Source organism: Vibrio sp. SS-MA-C1-2, from assembly GCF_021513135.1.
GTDB lineage: Bacteria > Pseudomonadota > Gammaproteobacteria > Enterobacterales > Vibrionaceae.
This window is the reverse complement of sequence record NZ_CP090981.1, coordinates 570683-593590: the sequence shown is the minus strand read 5'-3', so window position 1 is coordinate 593590 and position 22908 is coordinate 570683. Positions and strand designations below refer to the sequence as shown.

General features: G+C 40.6%; 20 protein-coding genes and 2 pseudogenes. 13 read left to right on the top strand and 9 right to left on the bottom strand.

Annotated elements, in window-relative coordinates; genetic code table 11:
- The 5 genes from L0B53_RS07295 to dprA form a co-directional block, all read right to left on the bottom strand.
- Positions 1-558, bottom strand: coding sequence for an L-threonylcarbamoyladenylate synthase (locus L0B53_RS07295; protein WP_235061477.1), 558 nt, complete (start codon positions 556-558; stop codon positions 1-3).
- A 195-nt stretch (positions 559-753) separates the two neighbouring features.
- A complete protein-coding gene (gene purE / locus L0B53_RS07290) occupies positions 754-1260 on the bottom strand; it encodes a 5-(carboxyamino)imidazole ribonucleotide mutase (RefSeq protein ID WP_235061476.1) in 507 nt (168 codons plus the stop codon).
- 113 nt (positions 1261-1373) lie between these two features.
- Positions 1374-1943, bottom strand: a complete 570-nt coding sequence (locus L0B53_RS07285; RefSeq protein WP_235062194.1) for a type I DNA topoisomerase — start codon at positions 1941-1943, stop codon at positions 1374-1376.
- 29 nt (positions 1944-1972) lie between these two features.
- Positions 1973-2452, bottom strand: coding sequence for a DUF494 family protein (locus L0B53_RS07280; RefSeq protein WP_235061475.1), 480 nt, complete (start codon positions 2450-2452; stop codon positions 1973-1975).
- Positions 2452-3576 carry a DNA-processing protein DprA gene (gene dprA / locus L0B53_RS07275; RefSeq protein WP_235061474.1) on the bottom strand — a complete coding sequence of 375 codons (1125 nt, stop codon included), beginning with the start codon at positions 3574-3576 and terminating at the stop codon, positions 2452-2454. The genes L0B53_RS07280 and dprA overlap by 1 nt, the downstream gene beginning before the upstream one ends.
- Before the next feature lie 172 nt (positions 3577-3748).
- Between dprA and def the strand changes: the two genes are divergently transcribed.
- The 5 genes and pseudogenes from def (at position 3749) to L0B53_RS07250 (ending at position 9521) form a co-directional block, all read left to right on the top strand.
- The gene (gene def, locus L0B53_RS07270) at positions 3749-4261 is read left to right on the top strand and encodes a peptide deformylase (protein WP_235061473.1); all 513 of its coding nucleotides are present in this window, start codon (positions 3749-3751) and stop codon (positions 4259-4261) included.
- 11 nt (positions 4262-4272) lie between these two features.
- Positions 4273-5220: a methionyl-tRNA formyltransferase gene (gene fmt, locus L0B53_RS07265; RefSeq protein ID WP_235061472.1), complete on the top strand. Its 948-nt coding sequence runs from the start codon at positions 4273-4275 to the stop codon at positions 5218-5220.
- 155 nt (positions 5221-5375) lie between these two features.
- Positions 5376-6659 carry a 16S rRNA (cytosine(967)-C(5))-methyltransferase RsmB gene (rsmB, locus tag L0B53_RS07260; protein WP_235061471.1) on the top strand — a complete coding sequence of 428 codons (1284 nt, stop codon included), beginning with the start codon at positions 5376-5378 and terminating at the stop codon, positions 6657-6659.
- Positions 6660-6697: 38 nt separating this feature from the next.
- Entirely contained in the window at positions 6698-8074 is a 1377-nt protein-coding gene (gene trkA, locus L0B53_RS07255) for a Trk system potassium transporter TrkA (RefSeq protein WP_235061470.1), read from the top strand.
- A gap of 2 nt (positions 8075-8076) precedes the next feature.
- Positions 8077-9521: pseudogene (locus tag L0B53_RS07250) on the top strand (TrkH family potassium uptake protein).
- A gap of 158 nt (positions 9522-9679) precedes the next feature.
- Here L0B53_RS07250 and trhA read toward each other — a convergent pair.
- From trhA to L0B53_RS07235, 3 genes are all read right to left on the bottom strand, one after another.
- Positions 9680-10351, bottom strand: a complete 672-nt coding sequence (trhA, locus tag L0B53_RS07245; RefSeq protein WP_235061469.1) for a PAQR family membrane homeostasis protein TrhA — start codon at positions 10349-10351, stop codon at positions 9680-9682.
- An 81-nt stretch (positions 10352-10432) separates the two neighbouring features.
- Positions 10433-11197 (bottom strand): sporulation protein, encoded by a 765-nt coding sequence (locus L0B53_RS07240; RefSeq protein WP_235061468.1) that lies wholly within the window; start codon positions 11195-11197, stop codon positions 10433-10435.
- A gap of 65 nt (positions 11198-11262) precedes the next feature.
- Positions 11263-11931, bottom strand: coding sequence for a FadR/GntR family transcriptional regulator (locus tag L0B53_RS07235; RefSeq protein ID WP_235061467.1), 669 nt, complete (start codon positions 11929-11931; stop codon positions 11263-11265).
- A gap of 278 nt (positions 11932-12209) precedes the next feature.
- Here L0B53_RS07235 and L0B53_RS07230 point away from each other — a divergent pair, with 278 nt between their 5' ends.
- From L0B53_RS07230 to L0B53_RS07215, 4 genes are all read left to right on the top strand, one after another.
- On the top strand, positions 12210-12479 hold the full coding sequence (locus L0B53_RS07230; protein WP_235061466.1) for a YihD family protein: 270 nt from the start codon (positions 12210-12212) through the stop codon (positions 12477-12479).
- A gap of 350 nt (positions 12480-12829) precedes the next feature.
- The gene (gene ccoG, locus L0B53_RS07225; RefSeq protein ID WP_235061465.1) at positions 12830-14227 is read left to right on the top strand and encodes a cytochrome c oxidase accessory protein CcoG; all 1398 of its coding nucleotides are present in this window, start codon (positions 12830-12832) and stop codon (positions 14225-14227) included.
- A 137-nt stretch (positions 14228-14364) separates the two neighbouring features.
- The gene (locus tag L0B53_RS07220) at positions 14365-15351 is read left to right on the top strand and encodes a serine/threonine protein kinase (protein WP_235061464.1); all 987 of its coding nucleotides are present in this window, start codon (positions 14365-14367) and stop codon (positions 15349-15351) included.
- Between the two features lie 33 nt (positions 15352-15384).
- A complete protein-coding gene (locus tag L0B53_RS07215) occupies positions 15385-15987 on the top strand; it encodes a thiol:disulfide interchange protein DsbA/DsbL (RefSeq protein ID WP_235061463.1) in 603 nt (200 codons plus the stop codon).
- 123 nt (positions 15988-16110) lie between these two features.
- Here the strand turns inward: L0B53_RS07215 and L0B53_RS07210 are convergent.
- Positions 16111-17651: pseudogene (locus L0B53_RS07210) on the bottom strand (YifB family Mg chelatase-like AAA ATPase).
- A gap of 522 nt (positions 17652-18173) precedes the next feature.
- On the opposite strand from L0B53_RS07210, the gene ilvG reads away from it, so the two are divergent.
- The 4 genes from ilvG to ilvD are packed head-to-tail and all read left to right on the top strand — an operon-like array spanning position 18174 to position 22906.
- Positions 18174-19820: an acetolactate synthase 2 catalytic subunit gene (gene ilvG / locus L0B53_RS07205; RefSeq protein WP_235061462.1), complete on the top strand. Its 1647-nt coding sequence runs from the start codon at positions 18174-18176 to the stop codon at positions 19818-19820.
- Complete coding sequence (ilvM, locus tag L0B53_RS07200) at positions 19820-20065, top strand: acetolactate synthase 2 small subunit (RefSeq protein WP_235061461.1); 246 nt, start codon at positions 19820-19822, stop codon at positions 20063-20065. Before ilvG ends, ilvM begins: the two co-directional genes overlap by 1 nt.
- A gap of 12 nt (positions 20066-20077) precedes the next feature.
- Positions 20078-21025, top strand: coding sequence for a branched-chain amino acid transaminase (locus L0B53_RS07195; RefSeq protein WP_235061460.1), 948 nt, complete (start codon positions 20078-20080; stop codon positions 21023-21025).
- 39 nt (positions 21026-21064) lie between these two features.
- Positions 21065-22906: a dihydroxy-acid dehydratase gene (gene ilvD / locus L0B53_RS07190; RefSeq protein ID WP_235061459.1), complete on the top strand. Its 1842-nt coding sequence runs from the start codon at positions 21065-21067 to the stop codon at positions 22904-22906.
- The last annotated feature ends 2 nt before the right edge of the window (positions 22907-22908 follow it).

Here is a 22908-nt window from a genome sequence, read left to right as displayed (position 1 = left end):
CTAACCTTCTCTCAACACTTTCCCTGTCATTGCATCGATAATTTGACTTGGTTTGCGACGGCCACTGGTTTTCCCCATCACAATAGCATCTAACTTATCACCTAACTGCTCTGCCACCTCTTCCGTTGTCATACAAGAAGGCTCCCCCGTTAAATTTGCACTGGTTGAAGTAATGGGTTTATCTAAAGCTAAACACAACTCTTGAACAATAGGGTGATCGGAGACTCGCACCGCTAAGCTATTAAACGCACCCGTTAAATGGTTAGACAAATGAGGTTGGCAAGGCATAATCCAAGTCACGGCTCCCGGCCAACTACGTTTAATTTGAGATAACTGATCCACACTCAACTGGCTCTCATCTATATAAGAGAGGAGTTGTTGATAGTTAGCAGCAATTAAAATCAGCCCTTTTTCAATTGGTCGCTGCTTAATGGCCAACAACTTTTCAATCGCATCTTGATTATCTGGATCACATCCTAGGCCAAAAACGCCTTCAGTGGGGTAAGCGATAACGCCACCCTCTGATAGTGCTGCGACTGATTGTTTAATATTACTCATGATGATGTTCTCTACAGATAAATAAAAAGACGCACATTGGCGTCTTTTATGAAACAAGTGGTTATCTATTTAAACTCAAGACTAAAGGTCTCTCATAAAAGAAGACGAATAGCAGAGATGAAAACCACGATACACACACATTACTTGAGATTACGGTCAACATGGCTGAACTTCAAGTAAGACGGGTATATTAATTTACTGAAATAACTGCTGTTGTAAAGCAGCATCTTTCGCAATAATTTCTTCTGCATTCTTCTGGCGTTCTGCTTTCACAGCCTGAGCTAGTTCAGGATCGGCAATAGATAGCATTTGAGCAGCTAGATATCCTGCATTTTTAGCGCCAGCCTTACCAATTGCAACAGTTGCAACAGGGACACCACCCGGCATCATTACCGTTGAAAGAAGCGCATCGATACCATCTAATGGGCCGGCATCGATAGGAACACCAATAACGGGTTTCGTTGTAATCCCAGCAACAGCACCTGCCAAATGAGCAGCCAATCCAGCAGCACAGATAAAGACTTGGCAACCTCGTTCTTCAGCATCTGTCACATATTGATGAGTTGCAGCAGGAGTACGGTGAGCAGATGTCACTTTAACCTCAACGCTAATATCAAACTTTTTTAGCGTATCAATAGTAGACATCATGACAGGAAGGTCGGAATCAGATCCCATTAAGATTGCAACAAAAGGTTTATTCATCTATTTATCGTCCATAATAGTTTAAATTAGGCAGTTTAAACGGCCACGTAAACGTTTGCTTCACTATTATAGGATCGAACGTGGATAAAAATCGACCTTATTTTGAATTTTTATTAAAAAGAAGATGACTCTGGAGTTTGATAGTGATGACACTTTTTATCTGCACACTGTAATTTCATACCTGAGGCTAGTTTTTTCTCCATCAACACCCCAAAACCACACTCCTGACAATGACCTAGCACTGGTTTAAAGTTAATAGCAAACTGACACTTAGGATAACAATTACAAGCATAAAACCGCTTACCATAACGACTTTTACGCTCGATCAGTTCCCCTTTATGACAAACAGGGCATGGAATTTCAGTTTCATCTGGCTTATCGATAGGCTCAATATGATGACACTCAGGATACGCTGAACATCCAACAAACATACCGTAACGTCCTTGACGTAAAACTAAATATTGCTGACATTCTGGACAAGGAATATCTAACTCTTTGACGATATGGCCGTCATTATGATTTAACGAGCCGATATAATGACAAGATGGATAATTTTCACATCCAAGAAATGGCCCATTTTTTCCATGACGAATAGATAATTGGCCTTGGCATACGGGACAAATTTTGTCATTTAGCGCATGCTCATGCATAGAAAAAAGTGGGGTTCGATTATTTTCACTCATCATTTACTCATTATTTCACATAGGTAACATTAGTGAGAAGGCCACGCGTCATCACCATCATAAAGAAGATCTTCCATCTGCTGGTAAGCGCCTTCATAACCAGAAGCGTTAAATAATACCATTAACACAATCCATTTAAGGTCATTTAAACTAAATTGTTGAGTATCCAAAGCCATAATTTGATCGATAACCATCTCTCGTAGTTCTGAATCAAGAATTTTCACCTGTTCAAGGTGCAACATAAAACCACGACTTTCACAATCGATACGGTACATTTCATCTTCGGTATAAATACGAAATGACCTGTTTGAACAAGGGGTTGTAAGATAACTTTGTCCTTCATTTTCTTGCAATCCCGCCAAACTCTCTAGCCAGTCATAAGCTTTATATATTTCATTCTCTTGGAAGCCTGCACGAGTTAGCTCATCAGTTAACTCATCTTGATCCATCAATAACTCAACGTCACTGTGAATATATGTTTCAAATAGATACATCAAAATATCCATCATTAATTGCCACTCCTCGTTTTAACGTAGCCTCCGGGAACGGCGAGCACCCACCCCTCTAACTCCAGCTCTAATAAGCGCATCATGACATCACTGACCGACATGTTCGATCGTGTTGCAATGATATCCACAGGCGTCATTTCATCACTCACATTATCCAAAACAGGACATAATGGCGACAATAGGTCTGAGTTTACCATTTTAATAGCGCGCTGTTTACTACTAGAACTGGCTATTATAGGCGCAATTTCAACAAAAATATCTTCAATATCCTCAACTAATTTTGCTCCTTCTTTAATTAGAGCGTGGCAACCTTTTGATAAGGGATTATGGATAGAGCCAGGAATAGCAAAAACTTCTCGATTTTGCTCTAATGCATAACGCGCAGTAATTAATGAACCACTAGTCACTGCAGACTCAACAATAAGAACCCCTAAAGATAAGCCTGAAATAACGCGATTTCGACGAGGGAAATTGACAGCATTAACGGGTGTTGAAGGAATAAATTCAGAAATTACCGCGCCTCCAGTTTCAACAATTTCATCCGCTAATGGTTGATGTCTTTTGGGATAAATATGATTTAATCCGGCCCCTAAAACTGCAACTGTTTTTCCTGTACCTTGAATTGCACTATTTTGAAGCGCACCACGATGAGCCTGACCATCAATTCCTAAAGCCAATCCACTGGTAATGCCATAGCCTTGTTCGCTTAATTTTCTCGCAAAATAAAACGCATTCTCTCGTCCACTCACACTAGAATTTCGGCTGCCGACAATAGCTATTTGTGGTTCAGAGAGCAGAGCACAACGACCTCGAACAAAAAGAAGCGGCGGAGCAGAGGTTAATTGCTTTAATTGAGGAGGGTAACGAGCATCAGTAGTGGTTATAATTGTCTGGTACTCATTCTGCCATGCCAAACAGTGCTCAATCCGTCGCATATCCGGTTTAATAATGGCACTCGCTTGTTGTTGGTTAAAGCCTATCTGTAATAACCTACCGGCATCAGCCCCCATCAAATCATTGATAGAATAACAATTTAGCCAGTTTTTGATAAAAGCAGGGCCAATTCTAGGTGCAAAAGTGAGAGCCAACCACAATGCTAATTCTGTTTCCTTAGGACACCCCATGTCAGTTCCCTCTATTTGTCTCTCTTTTCGCGACAGTCAGAGAGGCTTGATTATTTTTTAAACTAGATTGATAAAATATCCTGTCTGATGCTGTCATTTGGGCACTAAAATGTCTAGAATCTACCTTATAGCAATTTATTTCTTTCGATTCAGTTCAATATTTTGAGATCTTATGGCACTTTTATCCGTTTTAATTTACCCAGATGAGCGTCTTCGTACAGTGGCAGAACCTGTAAAAGCCGTGACATCTGAAACAAAAAAAATCATCGACGATATGTTTGACACTATGTATGAAGAAGAGGGTATTGGCCTTGCTGCAACGCAAGTCGATATTCATCAACGCATCATCGTGATGGATCACAGCGAAGACCGCAGCGGTCAGCTTGTTCTTATCAACCCTACAATCACGGAAACTCATGGTGAAGATGGAATTGAAGAAGGCTGCCTTTCAGTTCCAGGTTCTCGAGCTTTAGTTCCTCGTGCTTCAACAATTAAGGTGAAAGCGCTAGACCGTAATGGTAAAGAGTTTGAATTTGAAGCTGATGAGCTTTTATCAATCTGTGTTCAACATGAAATTGACCACTTAGATGGTAAACTGTTTGTTGATTACATCTCGCCATTAAAACGTCAACGTATTAAACAGAAGCTTGAAAAACTAAAGCGTTTTAACGATAAACACCAATAATAGAGGCTACCTTGAGCAAATCATTACGTATTGTCTTTGCTGGTACCCCAGACTTCGCCGCCCGTCATTTGGCGGCGTTGTTGTCTTCTCAGCATGAAATTATCGCCGTTTATACCCAACCAGACCGCCCTGCCGGACGTGGTAAGAAATTAACGGCTAGTCCAGTAAAAAGCTTAGCACTTGAACATGATATTCCTGTCTATCAACCGGCATCACTAAGAAACCAAGAAGCACAGCAGCAACTTGCAGAACTTAATGCTGATCTCATGGTTGTGGTTGCTTACGGACTACTATTACCACAAGAAGTTTTAGATACGCCAAAACTAGGTTGTATCAATGTTCATGGTTCTATTCTTCCTAAATGGCGTGGTGCTGCACCAATCCAACGCTCAATTTGGGCGGGTGATAAAGAGACCGGTGTGACAATCATGCAGATGGATATCGGTCTAGATACGGGGGATATGCTAAAAATAGCCACCTTACCGATTGACGCAACCGATACCAGCAGTAGCATGTATGAAAAACTGGCTGAATTAGGGCCTACTGCTTTAGTGGATTGCCTAACAGATATTGTAGATGGCAACGCGACACCAGTTAAGCAAGATGATGAGCTGGCTAATTACGCCCATAAACTCAGTAAAGAAGAAGCTAAAATTGATTGGACAATGCCAGCAGCTGCGATTGAGCGCTGTGTTCGTGCATTTAATCCTTGGCCATTTAGCCACTTCACGGTGGCCGATAAAACGATAAAGGTTTGGCAAGCTGAAGCTTTAGATGTTGAACATAACCAACAACCTGGCACAATTTTAGCTGCAGATAAGAAAGGCATTCAAGTGGCGACCGGAGAAGGTGTATTAAATCTTCTTAAGATCCAAGTGCCCGGTAAAAAAGCGATGTCGAGTGCAGATGTACTCAACTCTCGTAAAGAATGGTTTGACGTTAACGCTATAATCGCTTAAATCATTCACTCTTTTATCTTGAGACTCAAAAAGTCATAACGAGTAACAATACAAGATAGAAAAGTCATCAATTGAGATGGAAACTATAAATCTTATTTTCTAAGTATAGTTTCTTTCTCTTGCTCTCCAAATTTACCTCCGAAAGGAAAATAGTGATGAACGTTCGCGCAGCTGCTGCCAAGGTTATCTATCAAGTGGTCGATCAAGGCCAATCTCTTTCTAATGCTCTTCCTGCTGCTCAACAACAGATCCAACCAAGAGATGGCGCTCTACTTCAAGAGATCTGTTTCGGTATTCTTCGTTGGTTACCGCAATTAGAGTCTGTTGCAAATCAATTGATGGATAAACCATTAAAAGGAAAGCAACGTGTTTTTCATCACCTTATTTTGGTTGGTATTTATCAATTAAAATATATGCGAATTCCTGCTCATGCAGCAGTAGCTGAAACGGTAGATGCGACAAAAACCTTGAAAAACCCTCGTTTAAAAGGATTAATTAATGCGGTGTTAAGAAACTATCAGCGCAGTCAAGAGCAGCTCGATCAAGCCGCCATTAGTCATGATGCAGGTCGTTATGGTCACCCTGGTTGGTTATTAAAACTATTAAAGAGTAGCTATCCCGAGCAGTGGCAAGAAATCACAGCCAGCAATAACACCAAGGCACCAATGTGGCTTCGTGTAAACAGTAAACACCATACTCGTGACCAATATCGTCAATTGCTGACAGAAGCAGGAATTGAAACAACCTTGCATTCACAAGCAACAGATGCATTAAAGCTCGCGAAACCTTGTGATGTTCATTCACTGCCAGGTTTCGCTGATGGTTGGGTTTCGGTACAAGATGCAGCAGCTCAGCTTTCTGTTGAATACCTAAAACCACAAGCAGGTGAGTTAATTTTAGATGCTTGTGCGGCTCCAGGTGGCAAAACGGCTCATATTTTAGAGCGTCAACCAACAGCTCAAGTTGTCGCTATTGATTGTGATGAAACTCGATTAACTCGCGTCCATGAAAATTTAGCGCGCCTTAATCTTGAAGCAGAAGTGATCTGTGGAGATGCAAGAAAACCAGAGCAATGGTGGAGAAATGAACTGTTCGATCGTATCCTTCTAGATGCGCCTTGTTCAGCGACAGGAGTTATTCGTCGTCACCCTGATATTAAGTGGCTACGTAGAGCGGAAGATATTGCAGCTCTAGCTGAGTTACAAAAAGAGATTTTTGATGCGATGTGGCAACAGCTAAAACCGGGTGGCCAGTTAGTTTATGCTACCTGTTCGATTACTCCACAAGAGAACAGTCATCAAGTATCCGCTTTCTTAAAACGAACCGCAGATGCAAAATTAGAAAATGGGACAGAGTCACAGCCTGGACGACAAATATTACCAGGTGAAGAAGATATGGATGGTTTCTATTATGCTGTCCTAACTAAAGCAGCAAATTAAAGCAGCTAACTAAAATCATTAGATAATCGGTTTAAATCATGAAGATAATCATTCTGGGTGCAGGTCAAGTCGGTGGTACGCTGGCAGAAAACTTGGTTGGTGAGAATAATGACATTACTGTCGTTGACCAAAATATTGATAGCTTAAGGGAATTACAAGATAAGTATGACCTTCGCGTTGTACATGGTCATGCAAGCCACCCTCGTTCACTACGAGAAGCCGGTGCTCAGGATGCAGATATGTTAGTTGCAGTAACCAGCTCTGATGAAACCAATATGTTGGCGTGTCAGTTAGCATTTACTCTCTTTAACACCCCAAACCGCGTTGCTCGTATTCGCTCTCCGAGTTATTTAAAAGAGAAGGATCGTCTATTCCAGCCTGATGCTGTTCCTGTTGATCACTTGATTGCACCAGAAGAGTTAGTGACCAACTATATCGATAAACTTGTGAAGTACCCTGGTGCGTTACAGGTTGAAAGCTTTGCGGGTAATCGTGTTGGATTGGTGGCAGTGAAAGCCTATTACGGTGGTCCATTAGTCGGAAATGCTCTTTCAACATTACGTGAGCATATGCCTGATGTTGATACTCGAGTCGCTGCAATTTTCCGTCAAGGTCGCCCAATTCGACCACGCGGAACAACGATTATAGAAGCCGATGATGAGGTATTCTTTATCGCTGCAAGTATCAATATTCGTTCTGTAATGAGCGAACTTCAGCGACTTGAGAAGCCCTATAAACGTATCATGATCGTTGGTGGAGGTAATATTGGTGCAGGTTTAGCTTTTAGGTTAGAGAATGATTACAAAGTTAAGCTGATTGAGCGAAATCATGACCGTGCATTACATCTTTCAGAAAAACTGAATAATACCATTGTATTTTGTGGTGACGCATCTGATCAAGAATTACTGAGTGAAGAAAATATCGAACAAATCGATGTCTTTATTGCCGTAACGAATGATGATGAAGCCAATATCATGTCTGCCATGCTCGCCAAAAAGATGGGCGTTAAAAAAGCGATGGTACTGATCCAGCGCGGCGCGTATGTCGATTTAGTACAAGGAGGCAGCATTGATATCGCGATATCTCCTCAACACGCCACCATTTCGGCGCTATTAACCCATGTTCGAAAAGCGGATATTGTCAATGTCTCATCTCTGCGCCGTGGTGCTGCAGAAGCGATTGAAGCGATTGCACATGGTGATAAAAACACATCCAAAGTGGTAGGAAAAACGATTGGTGATATTCGATTACCACCTGGCGCAACCATCGGGGCCGTTGTTCGTGGACAAGAGGTATTTATTGCTCATAATAAGATTGAAATTCAACAAGATGATCATGTTGTGATGTTCCTCGTTGATAAAAAATACGTGCCAGATATTGAGCGCCTTTTCCAACCTAGTTCATTCTTTTTATAATTATGATCCATTTTCGTCCGATCCTTTTCGTCATTGGGCTAGTTTTATCAAAGCTAGCTCTCTTTATGTACATTCCAACAATCATGGCATTAGTGACTGGCACACCGGGTTTTATCGACTTTGGTTCCGCGGTCATCATCACCCATCTTGCTGCTTTTGTCTTCTTAACCGCAGGAAAAACTAAGAACTTTTCATTGGGTGTTAGAGAGATGTTCTTACTCACGACATTAGTTTGGACGATTGCCAGTGCTTTCGCTGCCCTCCCCTTTGTTTTCATTAACCACATTAGCTTTACTGACGCCTACTTTGAAACCATGTCAGGGATCACCACTACTGGTTCAACGGTACTCAGTGGTTTAGATTCAATGGCACCTAGCATCCTCTTATGGCGAAGTACCTTACAGTGGTTGGGGGGGTTGGCTTTATCGTGATGGCGGTAGCAATTTTACCCATGCTCAACGTGGGTGGTATGCGCCTATTCCAAACGGAGTCATCAGATTGGTCAGAAAAAAGCTCACCAAGAACCGCTAATGTCGCTAAAAATATCGTATTGGTTTATGTGGTACTCACTCTACTTTGTACCATTGGCTACTCTTTAACGGGGATGACGTGGTTTGAAGCGATCAATCATGCTTTTACGACATTATCAACAGGAGGTTATTCGACTTCCGATGGTTCAATGAATCACTTCTCTAACTCTGCACACTGGATAGCCATTATCTTTATGTTTGCTGGTGGGCTACCCTTTTTACTCTTTGTTCAAGCTCTACGTAAAAAACGGGTCAACTTACTATTTAGAGATGCTCAAGTGAGGGGGTACTTCTATATCGTGATTATATCTTCACTGACTATCGCCATTTGGCTAACTGAAACACATCAATACCAATGGTTAGATGCAGTCCGTATCTCGCTCTTTAATATTATATCGGTCATGACAACAACAGGATTTGGTTTGGGTGATTTCTCGGCTTGGGGGGCTTTCCCAAGTATCATCTTTGTCTTTGTTTTATTGATGGGAGCATGTTCAGGTTCAACCGCTGGCGGGATAAAGATATTCCGTTTTCAAATCGCGTTTGCCTTGTTGAAAAAACAGATAATGCAGCTAATTCACCCATCAGGCGTTTTTGTTCAACGATACAATAAACGCCCTGTAACAGAAGATATTGTTCGCTCTGTTGTCGCATTTGGAATTACCTATATTCTAACAATCGTCGTGATTGCTGCTATTCTGGGTGCTTTAGGACTCGATCCCACCACTAGTATTACTGGTGCAATTACCGCGGTTGCCAATGTTGGCCCAGGAATGGGGAATATTATTAGCCCTGTTGGTAACTTCGCCAGCCTACCAGATGTAGCAAAATGGGTGTTAAGTATTGGAATGTTGATGGGTCGTTTGGAGATATTAACGGTTCTAGTGCTATTCTTTCCTGCTTTTTGGAAAAACTAACTCTTCATCCATTAAAATCAAAAAAGGTATTAACCATAAGCTATACCCAAAATAATTGGAGTTGCTAGTAGGCGAACGAGTGAAGCCAACAACCTAGCGACTTCAAGTATGAAGGGTATAACACCTTTCTATTTTTAGTGATGATGATAACTCTGGCATTAAAATGAGATCACAGGAACAACGTAAAGGTAGATAGCAAAAAAATGACAAATCGCCCCACCTAAAACAAATAGATGCCAAATTGCATGGTTATAAGGGATAGCTTTAATCGCATAGAATATCGTACCAACCGTATAAATGGCTCCACCAACGGATAATAATACCAATCCACCCAAGCTCATCACGCCTGCTAATTGATAAATCACAATCACGGATAACCATCCCATAATCAGATACATCGCTAAAGATGATTTTTTTAGCTTATCAATAAAAAACAGTTTTAAAATAATCCCGATGCAGGCAGTTGCCCAGATCCCGATCATCAAATAATTGGCTAATGGTGTTTTTAATGCAATCAATAAAAACGGCGTATATGTTCCCGCTATTAATAAAAAGATTGCACAATGATCGACGGTTTTTAGCCGCTTTTTAAGCTTAGGTTCAGTCGCTGCATGGTAAACCGTTGAAGCAAGAAACAGTAAAATAAAGCTAATCCCATAAACGACATAGCTAATCATAGTCTGGGCAGAATCATCATTATAGATACTTTTAATGACCAGTAGTGTTAAAGCAACCGCCCCTAAAATAACGCCAATACCATGGGTAATGGTGTTTATTTTCTCTTCTTTGACCATAACATCCGACTCATCAGTAAACGATAATACCCTCATCTTGCTTTAGGGCATCTCTGTAATAAAATCAGAGTATGACACATTGAGCGTACAAGTGTAAGCTCAATGTGATATTATCGGTTAAAGCTCATGGTGTAAGAAGTTAACCACTTGCAGAGCTGCATCTTGCGGGGAACTTTTCGTTGAAATAGAGAGATGATAGTGTGCTTCATTACGATCCACTAAACTAGAAAGCATGCCTCTCATCCCTTTTAATTGTCGATCGACTTCAAACCAGAAATGAAGTTGCTGATCATCATGATAACTCACCACTTCGATCTCTCTCCATAAACCATGGAAAGGCCCAGCAACAGGAACAAATTCAAATTCTTGAACAAAAGGAAGTGCGAATCCAGAGACAGCTTCACACTCGACATTACGAATTCTTAACCCTTCACTTTCCAAAGCATCAAAAATAGCATCTTGTAATAAATCAGGGCGAATCGTTAGTTGATCTTTTTCTTTGGGATCAAAGTTGTCTTCTATCTTAGAAGAAATCTCCAACCAAACTTGAGCATCACCAATCGTAATCGGTGTATTAGGGGGCAAAGAGAGTATGGCATCAAACGTTCGCTGCTCATTCTCATTTAATCTAAAAGCATAAGGTAGTTGCCATTGCGTTAAGGCATAGCTTTTTTTGACTCGCTCTTCAATCTCTTGTTGTTCAATATATTGACAACAAAGGCTAACAACAAGATGGCTAACCTCTTGCTCTTCACTACCCGCTTGAGCATGAATTTTTAATTCAACATGACTTCCCGGGATAATATTTGACTGTTCAATTGTCGCATCAACTTGGGTGGTGCCCAGTGAAAGAGATGCTGTTGCTTTGTTAAATAAAGACATAAATCCTCCCTTTTACTTATACTATTCTGATACAAAACTGAGTAAATAGACAGGATAAATATGTCTCATTTTAATAATGTTAAACAGCACTCCTGAATCTTATCTCGTTGTTGCTCTTGTATCGCTTTAACAAGCTGAAAATAAACAGTCAGTTGGTAGTTGCTCGTTCGAAAATCTTTTTTAGGGAAAATAAGAGGGAATAGATTGCCAATTGGGATAAAAAAACGATTTCTCGCTTCAAGGTAAATTAGTTGATAAAACTCAACTTGGGTTTGATACCATTGCAGTTGATCTTTCTCTTCTTTAAACCTTGTCATTTTATCGAGAAGTAAAGTCAGTTGCTTTAATTGCTGACCATCACCGTTTATTGCAAATTGATATATAACCTCAGGTTCGATGACTCTTCGTAATCTTTCAAACTCTGCTGATAATTGAGAATTCTTACTGACTCCAATCCATAACAGCAGGTCATAATCGAGAAAGTTCCAATACTTTTGCGGCAGAACACGAGTTCCAATTTTAGGCCGCGGTAAGACCATCCCTTTTGCGGTTAAAATTTTAATCGCTTCTCTGACAGCGGTACGGCTTAATTTATGTTTTTTACAGAGTTCTAATTCTCCAGGAAGAATACCTTCTTGATCGAACTTGCCAGTTAAAATACCTATCCCTAATTTTTTTGCTAGCTGGTAGGATAAATTTCGATTAGACGCAGCTAACTGTATTCCATGATCCATAATATCCTCAATTGTTCTAAATCACTCATGGGTATAGTTCTCTTACCTGAAAACTATATCGATATACCTTTCTTGATTACTTCTTTAACTCAAAAAAGCAGAAAGTAACAATTAAGTTAGATTAAGTTTTTTTGCTGTTGTGCTATAGCTCGGATTAACTAATAAAAATCTGTATCAATTATGAACCCTTGTTCGTTTTTCTCGTCGCAAATTATCATTGCTCACCTAATCTAATCCCTTTATTATTGCAGGGAGATAAACCAATAAGGATTTTCCCAATGAAGTGTCATCGCGTTAATGAGTTAATCGAATTAATCCACCCTGAGTGGCAAAAAGATTCAGATCTTAACCTTATTCAATTTTTAGTTAAGTTGGCTGAAGAAGCGAAATATGAAGGCCCATTAGAAGAGTTAACCGATGATGTTTTAATCTATCATCTAAAAATGAGAAATAGCCAAAAAGATGAGATGATTCCAGGGCTAGCAAAAGATCAAGAAGATGACTTTAAAACGGCGATTCTTAAGGCTCGCGGTATTATCACTGAGTAACCCTGACATCACCTGATTCAGATTATAGAGAGCTCTTGTTCTAATAAGAGCTCTATATCATGCTTACTTGAAATTGCTCGGTTGTTGGCTACGCTCATTCGCCCCAATCATAGAGTACACCTATACTCATGAGGCCTCATTCACTTGCCGCCGACTAGCAACTCCAACTACTTTGAGTATATAAACAACTAAGACCCTTCTAAAATCCAGCAAAATAGTTCAAAAAATACCACACCGCTCGCATCATAATAATTAACAAATAATGTATAATCGAACCGATTTATTACATTAAAACAACAAGTCAGTTAGACAAAGAGTCAATACCACTTTTTGTCATTACAAGGGATGTTATGAGCAAAGAACGGATTAAAATTAAAGATATTACTGAAGAGTCAAAATCCCCAAAGAGTCATCACTCTTCAAGTAACCACATCTATGTTCGCGCATCGAAAGGGATATACCAGCAATTAAGAAAAAAAGTCGGCTGGTTCTTTATGTTGCTTTTTTTACTTATCCCTTGGATTAACTATGGGGATAGACAGGCGATCTTATTAGATATTGGCGGTCAAAAGTTTAATTTTTTTAGCGTGACTCTATGGCCGCAAGATCTCACTTTGCTTGCATTACTGTTTATGATTGCCGCTTTTGCACTGTTTTTTATAACCACCTTCTTAGGACGTGTTTGGTGTGGTTATATGTGTCCACAAACTGTCTGGACCTTTATCTATATCTGGTTTGAAGAAAAAATAGAGGGCGCGGCCAATAAAAGAAAGAAACAGGATCAACTGCCGTTAACGGGCTCAATACTACAGAAAAAGTTATTAAAACATTTAGCATGGATTTTTGTCGCGTTAATAACAGGGCTTACCTTTGTGGGTTACTTTATACCTGTTAAACAACTTATCACCGATTTTATCACCTTAAATAGCACATTCTGGCCGACATTTTGGATCCTATTTTTTGCTGCTTGTACTTATTTCAATGCAGGTTGGATGCGTTCGATTGTCTGTACCCATATGTGTCCTTATGCTCGCTTCCAATCTGCAATGTTTGATCAAGACACCTTTATTGTTGGTTATGATGCGAAACGTGGTGAAAGTAGAGGCCCAAGATCAAGAAAAACCGATCCTGAAACTTTAGGATTGGGGGACTGTATTGACTGTGATCTCTGTGTTCAAGTCTGTCCAACTGGTATCGATATTCGAGATGGACTTCAATATGAATGTATCAACTGTGGTGCTTGTATTGATGCTTGTGATACCACTATGCAGCGGATGAACTACAAAAAAGGGTTAATAAACTACACCACAGAACATCGTCTACTTGGTATCGAAACAAAAGTATTAAGACCAAAATTATTAGGTTATGGCGCAATATTAATACTAATGGCAGGACTCTTTATCTCACATCTATTGACTATTGAGCCAATGGGATTAGATGTGATTCGAGATAGAAATCAGTTATCACAACAGAATAGCCAAGGTTTAGTGGAAAACAGCTATACATTAAAACTACTCAATAAAACACAGCACCCTCAAACCTTTGAACTATCAATAACAGGACTCCCTGAGTATCAATGGTATGGCGAGAAAAAAGTCGATCTACGAGCTGGTGAAGTATTCTCACTTCCTATTAGTATTGGCGTTGAACCCCGTGACTTAAAACAACCCGTCACGATAATTCAGTTCAGCCTATCTAATGGTGATGAACAACTAATGACAGAGAGCCGCTTCATTAAGCAATTATAACGTCAAACAACGTTCATCAATTCAAGAGTCAAAGCCCGTGCTTTGGCTCTTTTTTTTATAGAGAAGATTTTTTTTACCACAGACATTTTTCTGCTTGTATACTGTATAAAAATATTCAATAAAGTGAAGTAATAACGATGAGCCAACAAGACTTTAGCTTTACTAATTTAACACCTGACGCATTATGGTTTGCACTTGAAAGTGTCGGTGTTCGTGCCGAATCAGGGCTACTAGCATTAAATAGTTATGAAAATCGCGTTTATCAATTTACTGCTGAGGATGGGCAACGTTATGTTACCAAATTCTACCGTCCACAGCGTTGGTCTTCTGAACAGATTATTGAAGAGCATCAGTTCACCCAACAACTCGCCGATCATGAAATCCCTGTTGCCGCACCAATTTCAATAGAAGGGAGTACTCTATTCAATCATCAAGGTTATAAATTCGCCCTATTTCCGAGTATGGGGGGAAGACAATTTGAAGTGGATAATCTGGATCACTTAGAGTGGGTTGGCCGCTATATGGGGCGAATTCATAGCGTGGCAAAACAACAGCCATTTATTCATCGTCCCACCATGAGTTTAGATGAATACCTCTATCAACCGCGTAAAATACTGGAAAACTCAAACTTCATTCCATCACATATCGAAAATGCCTTTTTTAACGATCTTGATCTACTGATTAAAGAGATAGTACAGCAATGGCCGAGTGAAATTAATCATATGCGCCTACATGGAGATTGCCATCCAAGTAATATTCTATGGCGCGATGGCCCCTTCTTTGTCGATCTTGATGACGCCAGAAATGGCCCGGCAGTACAAGATCTCTGGATGCTATTAAATGGCGACAGAGGAGATAAGATGTTACAAATGGAGACTTTACTCGAAGGCTATGAAGAATTTTGTAACTTTAATCATCAAGAGTTGAAACTTATCGAACCTTTACGTGGTCTTAGAATGGTATATTATATGGCGTGGCTTGCTCGTCGCTGGCAAGACCCTGCATTTCCAATGGCATTCCCTTGGTTTGCAGACCCAAAGTACTGGGAAGGTCAAGTTCTTGCAATTAAAGAGCAACTCTCTGCAATTGCAGAACCCCCACTACAATTAACACCTCAATGGTAATTATTTATTGATAATAATGGAGCTATACATTCAATGTTAAAGAAACTACTTATTTTAGCCAGTACCTTAATATTCTCACTTTCTGTGCAAGCAGCAAAGTTCTCTGAAGGTGACTACTATAAAGTGTTAAGTACACCAAAGTCTGAAACATCTCAAGTTACTGAATACTTTTCACTATTTTGCCCTCACTGTAAATCATTTGAACCGATCATTGGCGAGCTGAAAAAAACACTTCCAGAAAATACTAAGTTTAATAAAAACCATGTTTCATTCATGGGTGGCGCACTAGCTCCAATGATCAGCAAAGCATACGCAACCAGCGTTGTTCTTGATGTTGATAGCAAAATGACACCAATATTATTCCATCGTATTCAAGATCTACGTCAACCACCACGCAATGATGCAGACGTTCGCCAACTGTTTATCGATAACGGTGTTACAGGTGAAGAGTTTGATGGTGCTTACAATAGTTTCATGGTTAGCTCAATGGTTAAACGTTTTGATAAAAGCTTCCAGGATGCAGGTTTAACGGGTGTTCCAGCTATTGTTGTTAATAACAAATACCTTGTTGTGACAAACAACATCAAATCAACAGCAGAATATTTTGACCTCGTTAATTACCTATTAACGCTGTAGTCCAAATATAAAAGAAAAAAACATAAAAAAGGAGCCACAACAGGCTCCTTTTTCTATGATTATATAGATAATATTTTCAACTCATTACAAAAATAAAATCGACTTTTTCCGTATAAATATCCGTTATAAGGTTAACTGTTTTAATAATCGATCCATCGCTCGATATCCTAAAGCCTCGGCTAAATGACGCTTTTCTATCACCTCCTCTCCCGCAAGATCAATAATAGTTAAAGCCACTTTAATAATGCGATGATAGGCACGAACAGAGAGTCCTAATTGATGAATTGCCGACTCTAAAAATATCGCATTATCTTCGGTTAATAGAGCAAGTTTATTCAATTCTTGTACTGAAAGGTGAGCATTAATTTTTCCATTTCTTGTTAACATTTTTTCCCGAGCTTGACTAACTCGAGTCGCAATATCAGCACTACTTTCGCTCTGTTGCTCACCACTCCCCCTTTTGCTAACACCCCTTTCGGTAATAATGGAATTTCAACAGAGAGATCAAACCGATCCAATAACGGACCAGATAACCGACTTAAATAACGTAAAATAGCTTGAGGGTTGGTTCGAGTCGCATTACCTTCGTAGAACCCTGTTGGTGATGGGTTTAATGCACCAATCAATTGAAATCGAGCAGGAAAACGGGTTTTACCATTGGCTCGGGAAATAACAATCTCACCAGACTCTAATGGCTCTCTTAATGAATCTAATACTTTACGTTCAAATTCAACCATCTCATCCAAAAACAGAATCCCATTATGTGCTAATGAGATTTCTCCTGGGCGAGGAATAGACCCACCTCCAACTAATGCCGCCATAGAGCTTGAGTGGTGAGGGGTACGAAAAGGTCGTTGTCGCCAATTATTAATATCGAGTTGGCTATCGGTTAATGAGGTCACCGCTGCAGTTTCTAACGCCTCTTTTTTACTCATATCAGGAAGAAGGTCGATCAATCGAGACGCTAACATGGTTTTTCCCGTTCCTGGTGGACCAATCAACAATAAGTTATGTCCACCCGCTGCGGCAATCTCTATTGCTCGTTTTCCTTGTTGCTGGCCAATAATATCCTGCATATCTTTATTATTATTCTTATTATTAGATTGGCTAGAGACAATACCCACATGGGAAGACTCAACCAACTGTAATTCCCCCTGTCCAGCAAGATAAGCCGCAACACTAATCAGATTAGAGGTCGACTTATGGTTATCTTTTGCCACTAAAGCAGCTTGAGCTCGATTATCATCAGGAACAATTAAACAGCGCTTGACTTGTTTTGCAGCCATCGCAGCAGGCAATACTCCTTTAATCCAGCGTACCTCCCCAGAAAGCGCTAACTCACCGATAAACTCATGATGAACTAATCGAGATGTTGGCAGTTGTCCTGAGGCTGCTAATATCCCTAACGCGATAGGAAGATCAAAACGTCCTCCCTCTTTGGGTAGGTCGGCAGGGGCAAGGTTGACGGTGATCCTTTTCGATGGAAACTCAAAATTTGAATTAACGATCGCACTACGAACACGATCTCTCGCTTCTTTGACGGTAGTTTCAGGCAGTCCAACTAAATTAAAAGCTGGCATCCCATTACTTAGATGAACTTCCACTGTAACCATTGGTGCCTCCACCCCCACACAGGCTCGGCTATAAACAATCGCTAATGACATTTATCCTCCCAGAAAAGCAGTAAAGTAATAGAAACAGCTAACTCTCACCAATAACGTCTACTTTTTCTCATTAATGATTCACAATCTATTCATAATTGTTATAAATATTATTTTTCAACTTCAAATACAATAAAAATCACCAACGATAAACCCACAATAAAAAACAACTGCAACACACTGTTATCATTTAATTTATAGCTAAAACCTCATTAATCATGCATAAAAAAAAACCAATAAAAAGTTTTTTTTCCTTGTCATGGGAGCCAACTCTGTGTTACCACTAATGTTATACAGTTGATTTACATAATTTTGACGGATTAATATGAAAATTTTCGCACAAACAGCTCTACTCCTGATTCGAGTCATCGTGGTGATAATTTCATCGCGATAGGGGTGCTGTGCGAAAATAAGAAATAACAGCGAAAACCCCCACTCTAAGAATGGGGGTTTTTTTGTATGGTCAAATGAGTCATCACAATGAAATAAAATAATGAGTACCAGATAAGGATATAGAGGTAAAAAATGAGAGGCGCAGATTTAGTAATTAAAGCACTACAGGAAGAAGGTATTTCTACTGTATTTGGCTATCCTGGCGGCGCAATTATGCCAATTTATGATGCGCTTTATGATGGAGGGATCGAGCATATTCTTACCCGCCACGAACAAGGTGCAGCGATGGCTGCGATTGGTTATGCACGAGCAAGTCAAACCGTTGGCGTCTGTTTAGCAACATCAGGCCCTGGCGCCACCAATTTAGTCACAGGTCTTGCTGATGCGCTTCTGGATTCCATACCTATGGTTGCCATTACAGGACAAGTTGCTGGCCCTCTTATTGGTACTGATGCGTTCCAAGAGATGGACGTTATCGGCATGTCCCTCTCTTGTACCAAGCATAATTATCTAGTCACAGATATTGATGAATTAGCACCGACGATTGCAGAAGCGTTTGAAGTTGCTAAATCAGGTCGTCCTGGCCCAGTCCTTGTTGATATCGCTAAAGATGTTCAAGTTGCTCCAGCTCCAGTAACGACACTTCCGACGTTTGAACCGGTACCAAAGCCAATTGCAGCCCCTGAATCGATTGAAGAAGCGAAACAACTATTAGCTGAAAGTCAAAAGCCAGTGCTTTATGTGGGTGGCGGAGTTCAACTCTCTTTTGCCACCGATACCGTTCGTAAGTTCTTGACTAATAATCCAATGCCATCAGTCAGTACATTAAAAGGCTTAGGTTCGATTGAGCGTCATGACCCTTATTATTTAGGCATGATCGGGATGCATGGCACTAAAGCAGCAAATTTGACAGTACAAGAAACCGATCTTCTTATTGTTGTTGGTGCGCGCTTTGATGACCGAGTCACAGGCAAATTAGATGAATTTGCTCCACATGCTAAAGTTATCCATATCGATATCGATGCTGCTGAATTTAATAAACTACGTACGGCAAATACCAGCTTACGCGGTGATCTTAATGTGGTTTTACCTCAACTCTCTCTAAATCATGATATCTCCCCTTGGTTACAACATGTTTCTGAAATTCGTCAAGAGTTTAAGTGGCGTTATGATCACCCTGGTGAGTTAATTTATGCGCCACTGCTACTAAAACAACTTTCAGATATGATGCCTGAAAACTCAATTATCTCTACTGATGTAGGCCAACATCAGATGTGGGCAGCTCAACATATTCAACCACGATCACCACAGAACTACCTAACATCCGCAGGACTTGGCACCATGGGCTTCGGTCTACCTGCCGCTATCGGTGCAAAAGTATCTCGACCAGAAGATCAATCAATTTTGATTACTGGTGATGGCTCATTTATGATGAACATTCAAGAGCTTGGAACAATAAAAAGGCGTCAAGTTCCCGTTAAAATGGTCTTGATTGATAACCAACGTTTAGGCATGGTAAGACAGTGGCAATCACTCTTCTTTGATGGTCGCCATAGTGAGACAATTCTTGATGATAATCCAGACTTTGTCACCTTAGCTTCAGCCTTTGATATTCCGGGTAAAACCATCACCAAAAAAGAAGAAGTTGAACCCGCATTAAAAGAGATGCTGGCAAGCGAGACTGCATATTTACTGCATGTCGCGATTTCAGAGGAAGAAAATGTATGGCCACTGGTTCCACCAGGTGCCGCAAATCAGAACATGTTGGAGGATGAATAATGCAACGTTATATTTTAGAGATTGCGGCTAATGACCGCCCCGTACTTTTAGAGCGTGTTTTACGTGTTATTCGTCACCGAGGATTTGCAATTAAGCAAGTTCTGGCAACACAGAATCAAGCGAGCAAAATAGCCGCAATTGAAATTATCGTAGAGAGTGATCGTCCAATTAGTTTAATTACTAATCAAATAGAAAAACTCTGGGACATCACAAACGTAAACGTATCAACACTACATAGTGCATAAGGAAGATTCACAATGGCAAAGACAGCAGATTATATTTGGTTTAATGGTGAAATGGTTCCATGGGACCAAGCAAATGTTCACGTTCTTACTCATGCAATGCACTACGGAACGTCTGTTTTTGAAGGTGTTCGTTGTTATAACACTCCAAATGGTCCCATCGTTTTCCGTCACCCTGAGCACGCAAAACGTTTAAAAAATTCAGCAAAAATCTATCGTTTTCCGATTCCATATACTGAAGAAGAGATCATGGAAGCAACCCGTGAAACCCTTCGTCAAAATAAATTAGAATCTGCTTATATTCGTCCTCTTGGTTTTGTTGGTAATGTAGGCTTAGGTGTTTGTCCTCCAGAAAATACAGCGATGGAACTGATTATTGCCGCTTTTCCTTGGGGAGCCTACTTAGGGGATGAAGCACTAGAAAACGGTGTTGATGCGATGATCTCAAGTTGGAATCGTGCCGCACCCAATACCATTCCTACTGCAGCAAAAGCAGGTGGTAATTACTTATCATCTCTACTTGTTGGTGGTGAAGCTCGTCGTCATGGTTATGATGAAGGTATTGCGCTTAGTGTTGATGGTTATCTTTCAGAGGGTGCCGGTGAAAATATTTTCGTTATTCAGAATGGCATTCTATTTACACCACCAGCAACCAGTGCAATCTTGCCAGGAATTACTCGTGACTCAATTATGGTTCTGGCTCGTGACATGGGTTATGAAGTTCGTGAAGAAAACATTGCTCGTGAAGCACTTTACCTTGCTGATGAAGTCTTTATGACAGGAACAGCAGCAGAGATCGTGCCGGTTCGTTCTATTGATAAAATTGAAGTAGGTTCAGGCAAGCGTGGACCAATAACAACAGAAGTTCAAGCCGCTTATTTTGGCCTATTTAATGGCACTACAGAAGATAAATGGGGTTGGTTAGATTACGTTTACCCTGAAAATAAGCCTGCTAATAAATAATTTTCGCTCTAATTGAGACAAAAATAAAGGAATATAGAGATGCCACAATATCGTTCAGCAACAACAACTCATGGTCGTAATATGGCTGGCGCACGTGCACTATGGCGTGCAACGGGTGTAAAAGATGAAGACTTCGGTAAACCCATTATCGCCGTAGTCAACTCATTCACACAATTTGTACCTGGTCACGTCCACCTAAAAGATTTAGGTCAACTCGTGGCAAAAGAGATTGAAGAAGCAGGCGGTATTGCCAAAGAGTTCAATACGATTGCCGTTGATGATGGTATCGCAATGGGCCATGGTGGCATGCTTTATTCGCTACCTTCTCGTGAGCTAATTGCGGATTCCGTTGAGTATATGGTAAACGCGCACTGTGCTGATGCGATGGTCTGTATCTCAAACTGCGACAAAATCACCCCGGGAATGTTGATGGCTTCTTTACGCCTAAATATTCCCGTAATCTTTGTTTCAGGCGGTCCAATGGAAGCGGGTAAAACCAAACTTTCAGACCAAATAATCAAGCTTGATCTTGTTGATGCGATGATTCAAGGTGCCGATCCTAGTGTTTCAGATGAGCAGAGTGAGCAAGTGGAGCGTTCAGCGTGTCCAACTTGTGGTTCATGTTCTGGTATGTTCACCGCAAACTCAATGAACTGCCTAACAGAAGCATTAGGTTTAAGTCAGCCAGGTAACGGATCTCTGCTTGCCACTCACGCTGACCGTGAAACACTTTTCATCAATGCTGGTAAACGTATCGTTGAATTAACGAAACGTTACTATGAGCAGGATGATGAAACAGCTTTACCTCGCAATATCGCCAATAAAGCGGCGTTTGAAAATGCGATGACTCTAGATGTCGCAATGGGTGGGTCAACCAATACCGTTCTTCATCTACTAGCTGCGGCACAAGAGGGAGAAATTGATTTCAATATGAGTGATATCGATGCACTCTCTCGCAATGTTCCAAACTTATGTAAAGTCGCCCCATCCACACCACTTTATCATATGGAAGATGTCCATCGTGCAGGGGGTATTTATGGCATCCTTGGCGAACTGAATCGTGCCGGTCTTCTTAATACTAATGTAAATAACGTATTGGGTCAGACAATCACAGAGACGTTAGCAGAATACGATATTACCGTCACTGAATCTCAAGAAATCAAAGACTTTTATCGTGCAGGTCCTGCAGGTATTCGTACCACTCAAGCATTCTCACAAAATTGTCGTTGGGATACGTTAGATGATGATCGTCAAAATGGTTGTATTCGTACAAAAGAGAATGCTTATAGTCAAGATGGTGGCTTAGCCGTACTTTCTGGCAATCTTGCTGTTGATGGTTGTATCGTTAAAACGGCAGGTGTTGATGATGACTGTTTAATCTTTACTGGTCCAGCCGTTGTATTTGAAAGCCAAGAAGATGCAGTATCAGGTATTTTAGATGGTCACGTTAAAGCAGGTGATGTTGTCGTCATTCGCTACGAAGGCCCTAAAGGTGGCCCAGGTATGCAAGAAATGCTTTATCCAACGACTTACCTAAAATCGATGGGCTTAGGTAAAGCTTGTGCATTGATTACTGATGGCCGTTTCTCTGGTGGTACAAGTGGACTTTCTATTGGTCACGTCTCTCCAGAAGCGGCTAGTGGCGGTGTCATCGCACTCGTGAAAACGGGCGATATCATTAAGATCAATATTCCAAATCGTTCAATTGAATTAGACGTTGCACAAGATGAGTTACAACAACGTGCTAACCAGTTAGATCAAAATGGTTGGAAACCGGTTAACCGTCAGCGTTTTGTTTCTTTAGCCCTAAAAGCCTATGCGAACCTAGCAACCAGCGCTGATAAAGGTGCAGTGAGAGACCGCAGTAAACTAGAAGGGTAATC

Coding starts and splice junctions, on each gene's coding strand:
- L0B53_RS07295 (WP_235061477.1), bottom strand. CDS start 558: ATGAGTAATATTAAACAATCAGTCGCAGCACTATCAGAGGGTGGCGTT.
- purE (WP_235061476.1), bottom strand. CDS start 1,260: ATGAATAAACCTTTTGTTGCAATCTTAATGGGATCTGATTCCGACCTT.
- L0B53_RS07285 (WP_235062194.1), bottom strand. CDS start 1,943: ATGAGTGAAAATAATCGAACCCCACTTTTTTCTATGCATGAGCATGCG.
- L0B53_RS07280 (WP_235061475.1), bottom strand. CDS start 2,452: ATGATGGATATTTTGATGTATCTATTTGAAACATATATTCACAGTGAC.
- dprA (WP_235061474.1), bottom strand. CDS start 3,576: ATGGGGTGTCCTAAGGAAACAGAATTAGCATTGTGGTTGGCTCTCACT.
- def (WP_235061473.1), top strand. CDS start 3,749: ATGGCACTTTTATCCGTTTTAATTTACCCAGATGAGCGTCTTCGTACA.
- rsmB (WP_235061471.1), top strand. CDS start 5,376: ATGAACGTTCGCGCAGCTGCTGCCAAGGTTATCTATCAAGTGGTCGAT.
- trkA (WP_235061470.1), top strand. CDS start 6,698: ATGAAGATAATCATTCTGGGTGCAGGTCAAGTCGGTGGTACGCTGGCA.
- trhA (WP_235061469.1), bottom strand. CDS start 10,351: ATGAGGGTATTATCGTTTACTGATGAGTCGGATGTTATGGTCAAAGAA.
- L0B53_RS07240 (WP_235061468.1), bottom strand. CDS start 11,197: ATGTCTTTATTTAACAAAGCAACAGCATCTCTTTCACTGGGCACCACC.
- L0B53_RS07235 (WP_235061467.1), bottom strand. CDS start 11,931: ATGGATCATGGAATACAGTTAGCTGCGTCTAATCGAAATTTATCCTAC.
- L0B53_RS07230 (WP_235061466.1), top strand. CDS start 12,210: ATGAAGTGTCATCGCGTTAATGAGTTAATCGAATTAATCCACCCTGAG.
- ccoG (WP_235061465.1), top strand. CDS start 12,830: ATGAGCAAAGAACGGATTAAAATTAAAGATATTACTGAAGAGTCAAAA.
- L0B53_RS07220 (WP_235061464.1), top strand. CDS start 14,365: ATGAGCCAACAAGACTTTAGCTTTACTAATTTAACACCTGACGCATTA.
- L0B53_RS07215 (WP_235061463.1), top strand. CDS start 15,385: ATGTTAAAGAAACTACTTATTTTAGCCAGTACCTTAATATTCTCACTT.
- ilvG (WP_235061462.1), top strand. CDS start 18,174: ATGAGAGGCGCAGATTTAGTAATTAAAGCACTACAGGAAGAAGGTATT.
- ilvM (WP_235061461.1), top strand. CDS start 19,820: ATGCAACGTTATATTTTAGAGATTGCGGCTAATGACCGCCCCGTACTT.
- L0B53_RS07195 (WP_235061460.1), top strand. CDS start 20,078: ATGGCAAAGACAGCAGATTATATTTGGTTTAATGGTGAAATGGTTCCA.
- ilvD (WP_235061459.1), top strand. CDS start 21,065: ATGCCACAATATCGTTCAGCAACAACAACTCATGGTCGTAATATGGCT.